The following is a 14,367-nucleotide window of genomic DNA, read 5'->3' as shown; positions in this document are numbered from 1 at the left end:
GCGGGAGGGCACGTGGCGTGGTTGTTGCGAGAGCGGGCCACCGGGCACGAGTGGCGCGTCGGGAACAGTGATCTCGCCTGGGACATCGGCGGCTACGACACGGCTCGATTCGAGCTTCACGTCCTCGACAAGGCGGCTGCCGGCACCCCGGAGGTCCGCCCAATCGAGTCGCAGGACAAGGGACGAGCCGGCTGAACACCGAGGGTAGCTGTCGTCGGACTGTCGGTGCCGGCTCCTACTCTGAGAGGGCCTACCGCAGGGAGGTTCGCGGATGTCGACCTTGGTGCGTTACACCCCTCGTCCCGGGCAGGACCGTCTGCTCGACCTGGCCGAACTCAATACCGCTGATTTCGCCGTGATCAGTGCGTTGCACGGCCAGATCCATCGCGGCGACAAGATCTTGCTGTGCCAGCAGGCCAGCATCCGCGAGCCCGACGGCACGAGCCGGGCGGCCGGACCAGACGAGGACGGCGCGGAGATGTACGTCAAACGCATCGGGGACCGCTACTGGGCGGTGCACTTCCCCGGCAGCCGCTGCGCCGAGAAACACGCGATCGCGCGCGAGTCCGACGAACACCGGATCCAGAAGGACTACTGGCAGCGCGCCGCTGAGGACGCCGGCCACCCGGCCACCCAGGAGCAGCGCACCGGCGCCGGCACCATCCTGGACGTCGCGATCTCCGGCCCGCGGCCGACCGGCATCGAGGTCCAGCACTCCCAGGTGCAGACCCAGTCGGTGAAAGCCCGCACCACCCGCTCATTCCAAGCCGGATGGCTGGCGGTGTGGTTCCTCGACTCCGACCGGCCCTCGGCCTGGTTTTTCGACGTCCCCACCGTCGGCAGCAACCCCCGCCCCTGGAGCTCGCTGCCGCCACGCCGGGCCGCGACCGCGATCGGCCCGCGCCGACTGGTCGCCACCCGCTGCACCGTCACCACCCTCGGCAACTGCCCGAACGGCACCCGCAAGCGTCCCAAACCGCCCTGCGGCGGATTCCATCCGATCGCCGAGCCGTGGCCGGGGCTGACCGTCGACGATGTCGCCGAGCAGGTGCCGGCCCGCCGGATCGTGCCTATCATCGACCTACGCGGCAGCGTCCGCCTCATCCCCCATGAGGACCTCGACCTGCTGCGCGACCTCACCGACGACGCCAGCCGATACGTCTACCAGCCCGGCTCCCGCAGCCGGCCCGGCCGTCGGGCCAGCCGAAGCACGGTGTGCGAAAACCCGCACGACGCGCTGCGCGCGACGACCGCTCCGCTGACCTGCACGAAATGCCACCAGGCCCCGCGAGGCCCCGGCGGCGTCCTCTGTCCCCGATGCTTTCAGATGATCGCCAGCCGACCTCCGCAGAGCTTCTACAACCTGGCCGCGCCGCAACCGCCCTCGGCATGAGCCACGACGACGTACCTGCGGTCCGCGTCGTCGGCCGGCGCGTGCAGACAGGTCCCGGAGTGCCACAGGTGTGGCTTCCGCGGAATGGACAGGTCATCGCGAAGATCCCGGCCCGCAAAGGCAACCGCCGGTGGCTGCACGAGACCGTCCGCATCCGATCCCCTCAACTCGACGGGGACCGGTGGACGTTGCCGCGCAACTGCCTGACGCGGCTGGTGATCGCGGCAATCGACCGCTACGGCTACGTCGTGGTCTGCCGGGACATGTCGACGCTGTCGCGGTGCACCCGGGCCTGCCTCGAGGCGACCGGTGTCGACTGCGACTGCTCGTGCCTGGGTGTCCACCACGGGGCCGACTCCCACGGCTGGTTCGAGCGCGTCGGCGAGGCGATGGTCGCCGATCTCGGCGAGATCAAGCGCGCGGTCGTCGTTTACGGCGCGCAGGGCGACAGCGCGCAGCCGGTGATCTACAACGGCGAACTGGGCGGACGGCAGTACCGCACCGACCCAGCAGGCCGCCGCGGTTGGCCCGCCGCCGCGCGGTTCATCTGTGCGGGCTGCCTAAGCGAGCCCGCCCGGGTGTGGGACCACTGCCACACCCACGGGTTCGTCCGCGCGCCACTGTGCAACACCTGCAACACCCGGCACTGGGGCGGCTGGCAACCACAGCACGGACGGGCCGCCCCGAGCAGCAACCTCGATAGCAGTTACTACCGCTGGTGTCCTCGATACGGCGACGAGGGAGAACCACCGTGCAGCAAGTAGCTCCATCGGCCAGTGTCCGGCATCTGCAAGGTGCTCACCGCCGCAATGGCGTCGGCCGATGGGTGGCAGGCTCAGAAGAACCGAGCGGTCTCGGTGATGATCTGGAGGCACTGGCGCTGGGTCCATAGGTCGGCGTGCAACGCCCGTTGCAGGGCCGAGTCGGGCAGGCCGTGCGGGTGATGGGCGATGAATTCCCGGGAGTTGAAGATCGTGGCGCGGTTGAACTCGGCCGCTGTCACGTTCCGCAGGTCTGGCCGGTTGGTCCGGTGGATGATCAGCCCGAGGTAGAACGATCGTGCCCCTGTCATCTCGTCAGTCTTCCCTATCCGGTCACACGATGGAGATGCGCTGCCATGCCGACACCTGGGCACTAATCTCCGACGAGACGTGGAACGCTTCGTCGCAACTGCCACAAGAACGAGCCACACCTGCCCGGAGACATGATTGAGGTCATCCCGCCGGGCGAGCCTGACAACACTTCTTGCCAGTACCCCGAGTGGTCGCCCGCGCAGAGCCCGCGTGACGTCACCTTTCACTCGAATGCATGAACATTGTCCTCCGTTTACACCAGAGGCCGATCACAGCGGCAGTTTTGTCGGACCTCGTCGCTAGCGTCCGCGCCCATGTCAACGCAACACATCCCTCCTGCACCTCGCAAGTTCCGTCCGGTCCGCCTCGGCATCGATGTCGGCACCTACGGCACCGGCTACGCCTGGACGATCATCACCCCGGACTCGCCCAGCGGCGGTCAGCGTGAGATCACCAAGCGGCGAAACTGGCCCGGTGCCCCGCAGGACGCGGTCAAGACGCTCACGCGCCTGCTGCTGGACACCGAGGGCGAGGTGGTGGCATTCGGCTACGACGCGCAGCACAAGGGAGACCTCCGCAACGCCGGTGGCAAGGACTCCGGACTGCGTCTGGTGGAAAGCATCAAGATGCTGCTGGGCCGTTCGCCGGACAAGGCCGTGGACGCCACGGTCACGATGGGGCAGCACACGGACCTTCCCGAGCGCTATCTGGCGTTGTTCCTCAAGCAGGTCTATCGGCTTGCCCTGACCGATATCGCTCGGGCCGGGTACGGTGAAGACCAGATCCAGGTCTGCATCACGGTCCCCGCCGTGTTCACCGACCACCAGAAGCAGCTGGTCCGCGAAGCCGCCTACGCTGCCGGGGTCTCCCAGGACAAAGGCGCCCTGGTCCTCGCACTCGAGCCGGAAGCCGCGGCCCAGTATGCGCTCACCTCAGGTGTGCGGATCGGAACCGGAATCGATGCCGTGCCCGTGGATCTCACCACACCGGGCACCCGGTTCGTGGTCGTCGACTGTGGCGGCGGCACGATCGACATCACCGCGTACCGGCGCGACTCCGACGGAATGACCGAGATCGGCAAGGTGCGAGGCGCCTGGCGGGGCAGCGTGTACCTCAACATCGCGTTCGAGAACCTGATCCTCAAGCCACGCTTCGGCGGAGACCGGGCCTACGCCAAGCTGCTCGATCGATGCCCGGCGGCGATCCGCAGCATGCGTGACGCCTGGGAGCAGGCGAAACGTCACATAACCGTCGACCACGACGACCCGCTTTACCTTCAGATCCCGGCCGAGATCGCGCAGCACCTCAGCCCCCGCACCAAGAAGAACCTCAAAGACCAGCAAGATGGGCAGGCGACCCAGCTCATCATCACCGCCGAGCAGATCCACGCCGTCTTCGCCGAGGTCATCCCGCAGATCATCGAGCTGGTGGAACAGCAGCTTGCCTTCGTCGTTGACGAATTCGGGCCGCTCGAACAGCCGGAGAACATCCTCCTCGTCGGCGGATTCGCCGACTCGGAGTATCTGCGGCAGAGCCTCGCCGACCACTTCACCGGCCGTGCGACGATCCTGACTCCGCCCGACCCCGGTGGCGCCGTCGTCGCCGGCGCCGCCCATTTCGCCTGCGAACCCGACACCCGCGCACGCCGCGTCCGGTACTCCTACGGCATCCGCGTCACCGAAGACTTCGACATCAACGCCGGCCATCGCGACGAACACAAGATCGTCGTCGACGGAAAACTCAAGTGCCGCAATGTCTTCTCATCGCATGCACACGCCGGCGACATCGTGCCGACCACCAAAACCGTGTCGCGACGCTACTTTCCGCTGTACGACGACCAGACTGGGATCAAGTTCGATGTGTACCGCTCGACGTCACGCACTCCCACATTCGTCACCGACCCGTCGTGCGACTACGTCGGCAGCCTGGAGGTCAGTCTGAAAGAAGTTATGAAGCGCGACATCGACCGACGCGGCGTCGAGGTCCGTTTCCGGTTCGGCGAGACCGAGATCGACGTGTGGGCCTACGTCATCGAAACTGGCAAGCCCGTGCACGTGGAGTTGGACTTCGTCAAGCTCGAAGCCCTCGCGGTGTGACACAGCCCGCCTAAGCGTTGGCCCGACAAATCGGCTTCCCCTGCGACGCGGCATGACCCAGCACAGCGACGGCGGAGAGAGTGGACCGCACGGGCGACCTACCCTCTCCGCCTGCCGGCACCCGCCGCCATCCGGACTGCACTCCCCTGCTCGAAGGCCTCCCACGATTTCCGCGGCGCGGAGACCTTCCGCTGCGGATGCGACACCGGTGACCAGCAGGCCCTGCGTGCGGGCGGACGCGGGCGTCGGCTTCGGCCTCGGCGCGGGTGGGGATGTCGTAGTGGCCGTCGCGGACGGCGTAGCGGTCCCGGTCGTCCTGGAATACGAGGGTGTGGGTGCTGTAGACGCCGTCGGTGCGGGTCAGCGCCGCAGTCGCGGCGTAGCGCCGACGGTTGCCCGCGTCGAACCGGGTGATCTCGACGATCTCGATGTGGTCGAGCCGCCGCGGCGCCTTGGCTCGGAAATTCAGGTCGGTGGTCCGCGCGTCGCTGGTCACGGTGGTGTTGACGTTCACGGCATCCTCCAGCCCTTTGGTGGCTTGCCACCAAAGACAACCCTGGCTTGTTTGGTGGCAAGCCACCGTGCGAGGATGGTCGCCATGCCCAGCAAGCACCGCGATCCGGCGTTGACCACTCGTCCGCCGAAAGACTTGAAGAAGGACGCTCAGGTGGTGCTGTCGGGTCGCAAGCTGGAGATGCGCGCGTTCGTGGTGGCCTGCTTGACCGCGCTGACGAAAGACCCAGAGCGGTTCCTCGCGGCGTTGAAGCCGCATTGGCCGGACAAGAAGCCGTATCTCGGCGGGCGGGCGGCGGCGAAGACGTCGCGGGAAGACCAGCAGGCCACCACCTCGGGGTAAGCCGCCGCGATCTTCGTCCGTCGCGATTGAGTCGTGCCCCTCATGATCGGGTGAAGCATGGAGTCAACCGGCCAAGGATTTGGTCGCACCGGACGGAACAGAATCGCGGTGCCGTGTCGTGGGATGGGCATGATGAATGCCATCGAGCTCGCGGATTCCGTCGATGTCGCTTACGCGCCCAAGGCGATGCCCCCGGAGATTGCGCGTATCCACCGAAGTGACTTGCTCTACGAGGACGGCACGACCCCGACGCCGGAGCACTTCCCGCGGATGCGGCACCTCTCGGCTGGCGACGTGTTCACCGTGGTCCTGCGTGCGCACAGCCCGCTGCCTGCGGAGTACCTGACCGTTCCACTGCCGCCAATGACCTCCGCCTGGCGGCTCACGCTCGGCGTCGCGTGGTGGAACCTCCTTTGCGAGGCCGCGCAGTTCCGCGGACGCGCCATGGCACGAATCGAGCTGCCGGACGAGATCCGAGCAGTGGCGGCCCGGGGCGACCACAACGTAGTCTTCGTCCCGCGCACACGGTCGCGCTACTACGAGTACGCCCCGCTGATGCATCTGCTGCCCCGCGCGACACTCGACCGGTTCGGGCTGCCATGGCTGCGGACCGGGCAATGGCCATTCGTGGCGGACTTCGCCGGCGCGGAGCAGTACCTGCCGGCTGACTTCGAGACTCGACTCTCGCGAGCCTGGGCATCGACGGTGTGGCGAGATCTCATCTCCGGGTCGCCGATCAGCGGATTCTCCACCGACGACCCGATCCGGATCCTCGCCCACAACCTGGACTTCTGGCTGCCGCCGGTCACCAACGTGCTTGAGCAGATCCTGCGAGGCCTTCCCCCCTCTGACAACGGCGTCGAGGAGGAACCCCCGACGCTCGAGGACGGCACGCCCTTCGGCGGCGGGGTGCGTACCAATCCCCGGGTGGCTGCGGACCTGTGGTGCGGCGAGGCCGAGGCTGCGGACGTCGTCCACCGCACCATCGAGGCCGCCGATGCTGGAGGCCGGCTTCGGGGCATCCTCGAGGCCGTCCGCGCCAACCGCGTCGAGGACGACTTCTCCGAACGTTGGACGAACGCGCGCATCGACTTCGAACGAAAACTGCACCACACCCGCAACAAGGTGAAGGTCCGCTTCGTCGAGCTGACCGACACCATCCCCGTCCAAAGCCCGGACACCGAGATCGAAGGCCGGTTGGTCACTGCCGACTTCATGGCGCTGCTCGACCCGACCAGCCGCCAGATCGTGGTGCTGCTCAACAGCGGCTACACCAACCTCACTGAGATCGCCCAAGCCCTCGGCTACCGCAACCACAGCCCAGTCTCCAAACGGCTCACGCGCATCCGCGACCAAGCCACGCGCTTCTTCGACGACTACTGATCACGGAAACCGGACGATGCGGCTCGCGGTGTCGCCGGCGAGACGTCACCGGTGACACCGACTGGTCGGTGATCGCGGGTCGGGCGGCCGTGGCGTCCGGCCCGCGCCTCGGTCCAGCCGGTCGTCGACTTCATTCGTGCGTTGACCAGGCGATTCGGGAACCGGCGAAATTTCCTTCTGGTCGTTGTAGACAGGACGCCGCGGTTTTCCGAGCCCTTTGTGGACGGGATCGAGAGGGGGCACGAGGATGAGCACCACCCCGCTGCTCGCCATCGCGGCGATCTCGGCACTTGGCGCATTGACACGGCAGCTGATCGCCCTGCTGCGGTACCGCGTGCGTCGAGCCAGCGTCGAGCGAGTCATCGCCCAGGCCGCACCCGGCAGCCGGATCATCGACCGTGACGCCGACGGCGCGGTCGTCGACGTCACGATCTGCGACATCGCTCCGGAACCTGACGCGAAATGTCGCGTTGACCGGAACGACCCGGCAGCATGACACGCATGGGATCGCTGGGGCCGCCGTCCGCGCCGCTGGTGGAGAGCTTCGAGGAGTTCTACCGCTTGACCGCTCCTCGGACCTTCCGCGCGGTTCTGCGGATTGCCGCCGGCGACTCCTACATCGCGCAGGATGCGACCCAGGAGGCCTACTGCCAGATGCTCCGCCTCTGGTCGCATCGGCAGCACGTGTCGTCAGAGGACAACCGCAAGTACGTGCTGGGAATCGCGTCGAAGAAAGTCATGGACGTGTACCGCCGCCAGCGCAAACTCGCAGATCTCGACGACGAGTTGGAAGCCTGGGCGCAGGAGGACATCCATCTTGCCGCAGTCCTCGACGAACTCACCGTGCTCAGGGTCGTGCGGGAGTTGATCGCCCAGCAGCCGCCTCGACGCCGAGCCGTGGCTGTGCTGTTCTTCATCGAAGAATTCAACTACGACGAGGTCGCCTACGCGCTCACAATGAGCAAGTCAACCGTCCGAACCCACGTAGAGCGTCTACGTGCCGTCCTGAAACCCGGGCTCGACCAACTCAACCAGACCGACCAAGGAGGCGAGAGGCAATGACCGAGCCGAACGACGCCATCCGCGATCTGGTGCAGCGCGCCCATGAGGAGGAACCCCACCTCATCGAGTTCGATCCCGACGCCGGTCTTGCCGACCTGCGCTCGCGAGTTCCTCAACAGTTCCGAGACGCAGGAGAAGGCGACGCGGGAGCCGGGTTACAGCAGGGTGCCCTGCTGATTGGGCCTGACTTCCGCACGCGTCCGCACGGCGGCTCTGAGGCCGAGCCGCATTCAGAGGACCGGCCACCTCGGCACCTCTCCCGTCTCAGCGCTTTCGCTATGCCGGAGTCGGACGACGGCGTACCAGAGCTCGTCGGAGCAACTGGCCTGGTCAGGCCTTACATGAAAACACGTGGTCGCACCCGGGCTCCTCAGTTCGCCTTGGAAGCACTTGTGGTCACCGCCCCGGGCCTGGATCCGGCCACGGTGCGCTCTCTGGAGTGGAGCCGCGTCTGCGAACTGTGCGTTCGCCCGACGGCCGTTGCGGAGATCGCTGCACGGCTAGAGTGGCCGTTCGGAGTAGCGCGCGTTGTCATCGCCGATGTTGTCGACGCGGGCCTGGCGACGGTGATCCTTCCTCAGCTCGAGGAGGACGGCGGTCCCAGCCTGGCGTTAATGGCCGTCGTACTTGAGCGACTTCGCGAGATGTGAACCAGGACCGTGGACAGGTATCGATCACCGAAGGCTGACCGAACAGCGCTGAATTCTGCGGAAGGTGGGCGACCAAGGTGTCCCAGTGTCCGTCGGCGTCGCGGCGGCGTCGGTCCTGTTGGTGTCCTTCGGCTCAGTAGCGCAGGGGGCGGTTGGAGGGCCAGATGGCGGCGGCGGCGTCGAAGGGATCGTGGTCACCGCCTCCGCAGAGGCGGCGGATGACCTCAGTGCAGACGGTGTTTTCGGTGAGGGGGTTGGCGGCGATGGCCTGCCAGTGGGGTGAGGCTAGGACGCTGGCGATGGTGATGATGTCGGGGCAGCACACGGGGTGGGCTGCGGAATCGCCGAGCGAAACGCGGGTCAGGCCGGGTGAAGGCGGTGCAGGCGTCGTCATTGGCGCCGGCCGAGAAGGTCGTAGCGGTGTGCGCGGTCCCAGGCGTCGATGGCGACGTGCACGACGTAGCTGGTGGTGTGGTCGCGGTGGCGGCGCAGCGCCGCGACGACCTCGGGCAAGACGCCGATGTCGACCGGGCCGGGAGTGTCGATCACCGCGGTGCTGCCGGGACTAAGCGAGCCGAGCCAGATGCGGTGGCGCAGGCAGACGTGATGGTGCGATCGCGGGATCCGGACCGGGCCACCGAGGTGGCGGTGGGGGCAACGCGGGCAAGACCCGGTGGGGCACGAACCGCGCCTGCGGCGACTCGAGTTTCGAGTTGCGGCAGCGCCCGGACCAGCTCGGCGACGTTGCGTCCGGTGAGCGCGGCCAGGGCCGCGGCGGTGACGCCGTCATTGCGTCCAGTCGCGATGGCGATGTCATCGGGGTCGAGGTGGTTGACCGCGGCGAGCCCGGGGCTGACAGCTGTCTGGCACGCCAGTGAAAACGGAGACGCAACGGAGCCCACACAGCCGTTTCCAGCAGCACAGGTGGCTGCGCCGACAACAAAACGGCTGGTCAGACGTGTAACATTCGGCGGGCCGCCTGGGGCTCGAACCCAGAACCTACGGATTAAAAGGACGAAGGATCATGAAACTTTAAGATCCGACCGTAGAGTCTGCCGCCCGGAGAACCGACTAATCGGCGGTCTCCGATTGGGCTCCGTTGCTCACGGAGCGCCCGATACCGCGAGACACTGCACGACACTGACTCTTGCAGTAAATGTCGCCTGACCTGCACAGATTAGACTTGCTCGACACTATTTGGGACTAATTGAAACCATAAACCCGGGAATTAAAAGTCCGCAGCTCTACCAATTGAGCTAACGGCCCGCGCCCCAAGTTTAGCCAGGTCCCCCGCACCCACCCGCACACCGGGTCCGGCTGACGTCGCCGCCGAGGTCAAGACTGGTTCTTCACCCGGCCCTGTGCGCATGATGCCTGCATGCCAGGTTCACTGCTGATCCTCACCGGGCCACCCGGTGCCGGGAAGTCCACCGTCGCGCGGCTGGTCGCCGAGGATGCGCCGCGGCCCACCGTGCACCTGCACACCGACAGCTTCTACGTGTGGATCAAGACCGGGTTCGTCGCGCCCTACCTGCCCGAGGCCGCCGAGCAGAACGACGTCGTGCTCGGGGTGATCGCCGAGGCCGCCTGCGGGTACGCCCGCGGGGGTTACGACGTCGTACTCGACGGCGTCATCGGTCCCTGGGCGCTCGAGCCCTTCCGCGACGCCGCGAAGCGCGATGACCTCCCGCTCTTCTATGTCGTGCTGCGGCCCACTCTCGAGGTCACCCTCGCCCGGGGGACCGCCCGCGAAGGCAAGGAGCTCACCGAGGTCGAGCCCATCAAGGGGATGCACGGCGCGTTCGTCGCGCTGGGCGACCTCGAGGCGAACGTCCTCGACACCTCCGGGCAGACCATCGAGGAGACCGCTGACGCGGTGCGTCGCCAAGCCCGCTCGGCGACCTTCGCACTGTCCTGAACAGACACGCGCGCGGGGCCCGGCCGGGCCCCGCGCGCGTCGGGACATCAACTCAGCACTGCACGAACAGCCCGGTGTAGGCCGTGCACTTCTTCGACGCCGTGTCGTTGGCCGCGTTCGGGTCGGCCGGGGTGCTCGCCGACCGCTGGGCCGTCGCCGTGAACGCGCCCCAGGCGAAGACGCCGCCCTCCGACGTGAACTTCGCCGTGGCCGAGGCGCCCGGCGCCAGGTTGCCGATCGCGCAGGTCAGCGTCGATCCCGAGCGGGTGCAGCCGGTCGCCGAGGTGACCGAGCGGCCCGACCCCGCGTTCGCCGTCACGCGGACGCCGGTTGCCGTGCCCGGGCCGGTGTTCGACACCGTGATCACGTAGTCGACGCGGGCGACCAGGCCGATGCGCGGGGTGGCGGTCAGCGCGACCTTGACGTCGGCCTTCGGGGCCGCGGTGATCGTGACGGCCGGGCCGTCCTCGACCGAGAACGCGTAGTTGTCGCCCGCGAACTGGTGCTGCAGCGTGAACTCGCCGCCGGTCACGTCCTCCTTGACGCGCAAGGTGAACGTCACGGTGCGGCTCTCGCCCGCGTTCAGGTCGCCGACGCCGCCGCGGTAGCTGCTGAGGTACTGGTCGCAGCCGATCGTGCCGGCGCAGGAGACCAGGTCGACGAGGTCGACGATCGGCTTTTCCTTGGCGTAGAGCGCCGCCTTCGCGCCGGTGACCGTGAAGTCCGTCGGGTTGTACAGCTGCTCGGTGACGGTGAACGTGTCACCCGCGTGGAGCGAGGTGTCGCTGACGTCGATCGTGCTGGGGGCGGGCGCCGCGGACGCGACGGCGGGCGCCGAGAAGAGGGCCGCCGCGGTCAGCGCGGCCAACACGGCGGTTCTTCGACCGGTTCGCTCCATAATCCTGATCTCCTGATTCCGGGCCGAGGGGTGCCGCTCCAACCGGGGTGGGGACGGGTGATCGCAGCAGCTGACGAAGATCAGATCGCCGCTCCCCGACATTCGTTACCGGGTTCGCGAAACCGTGTCTGAACTGGGGGTTTCCGCTGGTTGCCCGGTCACCGGCCACAGCGGCGAACCGAAATTGTCGGACCCCTGTGGCACGCTCCGCACATGACCGAACACACCGTCCCCGTGACCGCCCCGGCCCGCCTCACCGGCGACCGGACCGACCCGACACCGATCGCCGGCGAACGCCAGGCGCTGACCGAAAGCCTCGAGTACTACCGGCGCACCTTCGAACTGAAATGCACCGGTCTGGACCCCGGAAGACTGTCCGAACGCTCGGTTCCACCTTCGACGTTGACCCTGCACGGGCTGCTGCGGCACCTCACCGGCGTCGAGCGCTGGTGGTTCCGGATCCAGTTCGCGGGTGAGGACGTGCCGGTCCTGTACTACTCCGATGACGATCCGGAACAGGACTTCACGTCCCTCGACGGCGACGTCGACGAGGCGTTTTCCTTGTGGCACGCGGAATGCGCGCGCTCCCGGGAGATCGTCGCGGCGAGTGCGCTGGAGCAGACGGGCACTCGCATCAGCACCGGCGAACCGTTCACCTTGCGGTGGCTGATGCTGCGCATGATCGGCGAGTACGCGCGCCACATCGGCCAAGCCGACCTCGTCCGCGAACGGATCGACGGCGTCACCGGGGAGTAGCGGCTCCGGTCGCCGAGCGGCGGCGAAGCCGGAGGAGGAGGGCACCCAGGAGGGGAATGACGACCCAGCAGGCGTAGGCCCATTTCGTCGCGAACGCGACCGGGATGGAGACGGCGAAGGCGGCGATCATCGTGCCGAGGCCGTGGTAGACCCCGCCGAAGAGCTCCGGAGGGGTGTCCACGCGGTACAGGTGGCGACGCTGGATCCGCCCGGCCATCAGGAGGAGGAGCGACAAGGCGACGACCTGCACGAGCGCGTAGAAGACGAAGCGGAATTCGAACCCGCCGTCTTCGGCGATCACCTTGGTGGCGAACGGCATGATCACCTGCATCAGGAGCCAGCCGAAGGTGAGGCGGATCAGGGTCCCGTCGACCTTGGTCACGTAGTGGAAGAGGCGGTGGTGGGCGCGCCAGTGCCCGCCGATCACCGCGAAGCTGATCAGGAAGGAGACGTATTCGGACTGGTGATGACCGAGTGAACGCAGCAGTTCGGCGCTGGTGGGGCCCTCCGGCAGCGGCAGCTCGAGCGCGAGCAAGGTGATCGCGATCGCGACGACGGCGTCCGAGAAGAAGACGAGCCGTTCCGCGGCGATCCCGCGAGGCTCGATGTCTTCGACGGCTTCGTCGGGCGTGGCGCTGCTCATGGCTGGTGAGCGTGCCAGACCCGGCTGTGTGACGGCTGCCGAGGTAGGGCGCGTGCGATGCTGACGCCATGACCGTAGACCCCGATTCCGGACTCCTGTCCCCGGTGCGGGCCGGTACGCCGGCCGAAGCGTCGACCGGCGACGAGGCCTGGTTACGCGCGATGCTCGACGCCGAAGCGGCGCTGGCGAGAGCACAGGCGCGGCTCGGGACGGTCCCGGCCGAGGCCGCGGCGGCCATCACGGAGGCGGCGGGCAGTGCGCGGATCGACGTCGTCGAGCTGGCGCGTGGGTCGCGGGCGACCGCGAACCCGGTCGTCGGCTTGGTGCAGGCGCTGACGTCGGCGGTCGGTGAGATCGTGCCCGGCGCGGCGGAGTACGTGCACCGCGGCTCGACCAGCCAGGACATCTTCGACACGGCGATGATGCTGGTCGCCGACCGGACGCTGCGGCCGCTCGCGGCCGACCTCGACGCGACGGCCGAGGCGCTGGCCGGCCTGGCGCGCGAGCACCGGGACACGACGATGGCCGGCCGGACGCTGACGGCGCACGCGGTCCCGACGACGTTCGGGCTCAAGGCCGCGGGCTGGCGGCAGCTGGTGCTGGACGCGGCGGTCCGGATCCGTCGCGTGCTGGACGGCGGGCTGCCGGTGTCCCTCGGCGGCGCGGCCGGAACGCTGGCGGCGTACATCGAGTACGCCCGCCTCGCCGGCGACGCGCGCACCGAGCCGGCCGACGGCAGCGGGGGCGGGGGCGATGATCTCGCCGCCGCCATCGACGGCGACGGGTACGCGGGGCGCCTGACCGCCGCGTTCGCCGTCGAGACGGGGCTGGCCGCGCCGGTGCTGCCGTGGCACTCGCTGCGCACGCCGGTGGTGGACCTGGCGAGCGCGCTCGCGTTCACGGCGGGTGCGCTGGGGAAGCTGGCCGTCGACGTCGAGACGCTGACGCGCACGGAGCTGGGTGAGGTCACCGAGCCGGCCGCCGACGGGCGGGGTGGCTCCTCGGCGATGCCGCACAAGCGGAACCCGGTGCTCGCGACGTTGATCCGGTCGGCCGCGCTGCAGGTGCCGGTGCTGGCCGCCGGGGTCACGCAGTCGATGCTGACCGAGGACGAGCGCTCGGCCGGGGTGTGGCACGCCGAGTGGCAGCTGATCCGCGAGTGCCTCCGGCTGACCGGCGGTGCCGCGCACACCGCCGCCGAGCTGGCGCGTGGGCTCACCGCGCAGCCGGAGCGGATGCGGGCGAACCTGGCGTCGACGCACGGGCTGATCGTCTCCGAACGGCTCTCCGCGGCGCTCGCGCCGCTGCTCGGCAAGGCGAAGGCCAAGGAGCTGCTGGGCGAGGCGTCGCGACGCGCGGTGCGGGAGGAGCGGCCGCTGCGTGAGGTGCTGGACGAGCTGCCCGCGATCACCGAGGTGCTCACCCCGGCGGCGCTGGACGGCCTGGTCGACCCGGCCGCCTACACCGGCGCGGCGGGCGCTCTGGTCGACCGCGCGCTCGGTGAGCCGGGGGCGGGCGGCGCTTCGGCCTGAGACCGGGGCGGCCGCGGGCGATGGCGGCTGCGGGCGCGGGGTGGCTGCGGGCGGCTGCAGGCGCCGGGCGGCTGCTGGCGTGGGGTGGCTGCGGGCGGCTGCAGGCG

Annotated in this window: 17 protein-coding genes; 12 read left to right on the top strand and 5 right to left on the bottom strand. The window is 68.4% G+C overall.

From position 1 onward, the window contains the following. Positions 1 to 12: 12 nt before the first annotated feature. From M8542_RS36085 to M8542_RS50460, 3 genes are all read left to right on the top strand, one after another. Entirely contained in the window at positions 13 to 195 is a 183-nt protein-coding gene (locus M8542_RS36085) for a hypothetical protein (protein ID WP_257924819.1), read from the top strand. A 76-nt stretch (positions 196 to 271) separates the two neighbouring features. Then, complete coding sequence (locus tag M8542_RS36080; RefSeq protein ID WP_257924818.1) at positions 272 to 1,393, top strand: competence protein CoiA family protein; 1,122 nt, start codon at positions 272 to 274, stop codon at positions 1,391 to 1,393. Between the two features lie 68 nt (positions 1,394 to 1,461). Beyond that, on the top strand, positions 1,462 to 2,157 hold the full coding sequence (locus M8542_RS50460; protein WP_257924817.1) for an endonuclease domain-containing protein: 696 nt from the start codon (positions 1,462 to 1,464) through the stop codon (positions 2,155 to 2,157). Between the two features lie 71 nt (positions 2,158 to 2,228). Here the strand turns inward: M8542_RS50460 and M8542_RS36070 are convergent, their stop codons facing one another. Next, a complete protein-coding gene (locus M8542_RS36070; protein WP_257924816.1) occupies positions 2,229 to 2,465 on the bottom strand; it encodes a hypothetical protein in 237 nt (78 codons plus the stop codon). Positions 2,466 to 2,780: 315 nt separating this feature from the next. Between M8542_RS36070 and M8542_RS36065 the strand changes: the two genes are divergently transcribed. The 6 genes from M8542_RS36065 (at position 2,781) to M8542_RS36040 (ending at position 8,513) form a co-directional block, all read left to right on the top strand. Beyond that, positions 2,781 to 4,562: an Hsp70 family protein gene (locus M8542_RS36065; RefSeq protein WP_257924815.1), complete on the top strand. Its 1,782-nt coding sequence runs from the start codon at positions 2,781 to 2,783 to the stop codon at positions 4,560 to 4,562. 280 nt (positions 4,563 to 4,842) lie between these two features. Then, on the top strand, positions 4,843 to 5,418 hold the full coding sequence (locus M8542_RS36060) for a hypothetical protein (RefSeq protein WP_257924814.1): 576 nt from the start codon (positions 4,843 to 4,845) through the stop codon (positions 5,416 to 5,418). 129 nt (positions 5,419 to 5,547) lie between these two features. Continuing rightward, positions 5,548 to 6,801 (top strand): helix-turn-helix domain-containing protein, encoded by a 1,254-nt coding sequence (locus tag M8542_RS36055; RefSeq protein WP_257924813.1) that lies wholly within the window; start codon positions 5,548 to 5,550, stop codon positions 6,799 to 6,801. A gap of 247 nt (positions 6,802 to 7,048) precedes the next feature. Continuing rightward, positions 7,049 to 7,297 carry a hypothetical protein gene (locus tag M8542_RS36050; RefSeq protein WP_257924812.1) on the top strand — a complete coding sequence of 83 codons (249 nt, stop codon included), beginning with the start codon at positions 7,049 to 7,051 and terminating at the stop codon, positions 7,295 to 7,297. A gap of 5 nt (positions 7,298 to 7,302) precedes the next feature. Next, positions 7,303 to 7,863 (top strand): RNA polymerase sigma factor, encoded by a 561-nt coding sequence (locus M8542_RS36045; RefSeq protein ID WP_257924811.1) that lies wholly within the window; start codon positions 7,303 to 7,305, stop codon positions 7,861 to 7,863. Next, a complete protein-coding gene (locus M8542_RS36040) occupies positions 7,860 to 8,513 on the top strand; it encodes a DUF742 domain-containing protein (RefSeq protein ID WP_257924810.1) in 654 nt (217 codons plus the stop codon). The genes M8542_RS36045 and M8542_RS36040 overlap by 4 nt, the downstream gene beginning before the upstream one ends. Positions 8,514 to 8,646: 133 nt before the next feature. On the opposite strand, the gene M8542_RS36035 is transcribed toward M8542_RS36040, so the two are convergent. After that, on the bottom strand, positions 8,647 to 8,907 hold the full coding sequence (locus M8542_RS36035; RefSeq protein ID WP_257924809.1) for a hypothetical protein: 261 nt from the start codon (positions 8,905 to 8,907) through the stop codon (positions 8,647 to 8,649). After that, on the bottom strand, positions 8,904 to 9,062 hold the full coding sequence (locus M8542_RS36030; protein ID WP_257924808.1) for a hypothetical protein: 159 nt from the start codon (positions 9,060 to 9,062) through the stop codon (positions 8,904 to 8,906). The genes M8542_RS36035 and M8542_RS36030 overlap by 4 nt, the downstream gene beginning before the upstream one ends. A gap of 829 nt (positions 9,063 to 9,891) precedes the next feature. Here M8542_RS36030 and M8542_RS36025 point away from each other — a divergent pair. Beyond that, positions 9,892 to 10,431: an AAA family ATPase gene (locus tag M8542_RS36025; RefSeq protein WP_257924807.1), complete on the top strand. Its 540-nt coding sequence runs from the start codon at positions 9,892 to 9,894 to the stop codon at positions 10,429 to 10,431. A 52-nt stretch (positions 10,432 to 10,483) separates the two neighbouring features. On the opposite strand, the gene M8542_RS36020 is transcribed toward M8542_RS36025, so the two are convergent. Next, the gene (locus M8542_RS36020) at positions 10,484 to 11,302 is read right to left on the bottom strand and encodes a COG1361 family protein (RefSeq protein ID WP_257924806.1); all 819 of its coding nucleotides are present in this window, start codon (positions 11,300 to 11,302) and stop codon (positions 10,484 to 10,486) included. A 240-nt stretch (positions 11,303 to 11,542) separates the two neighbouring features. Here M8542_RS36020 and M8542_RS36015 point away from each other — a divergent pair, with 240 nt between their 5' ends. Next, a complete protein-coding gene (locus M8542_RS36015; protein WP_257924805.1) occupies positions 11,543 to 12,085 on the top strand; it encodes a DinB family protein in 543 nt (180 codons plus the stop codon). Here M8542_RS36015 and M8542_RS36010 read toward each other — a convergent pair. After that, positions 12,072 to 12,728 (bottom strand): TMEM175 family protein, encoded by a 657-nt coding sequence (locus M8542_RS36010; RefSeq protein WP_257924804.1) that lies wholly within the window; start codon positions 12,726 to 12,728, stop codon positions 12,072 to 12,074. The two genes, M8542_RS36015 and M8542_RS36010, sit on opposite strands and share 14 nt — an antisense overlap. A gap of 68 nt (positions 12,729 to 12,796) precedes the next feature. Here M8542_RS36010 and M8542_RS36005 point away from each other — a divergent pair, with 68 nt between their 5' ends. Then, positions 12,797 to 14,260 carry a nitrosuccinate lyase gene (locus tag M8542_RS36005; protein ID WP_257924803.1) on the top strand — a complete coding sequence of 488 codons (1,464 nt, stop codon included), beginning with the start codon at positions 12,797 to 12,799 and terminating at the stop codon, positions 14,258 to 14,260. The last annotated feature ends 107 nt before the right edge of the window (positions 14,261 to 14,367 follow it).

The organism is Amycolatopsis iheyensis (assembly GCF_024703995.1).
GTDB lineage: Bacteria > Actinomycetota > Actinomycetes > Mycobacteriales > Pseudonocardiaceae > Amycolatopsis > Amycolatopsis iheyensis.
The sequence above is the reverse complement of the archived record's forward strand: the minus strand, read 5'-3'. Positions and strand labels throughout refer to the sequence as shown.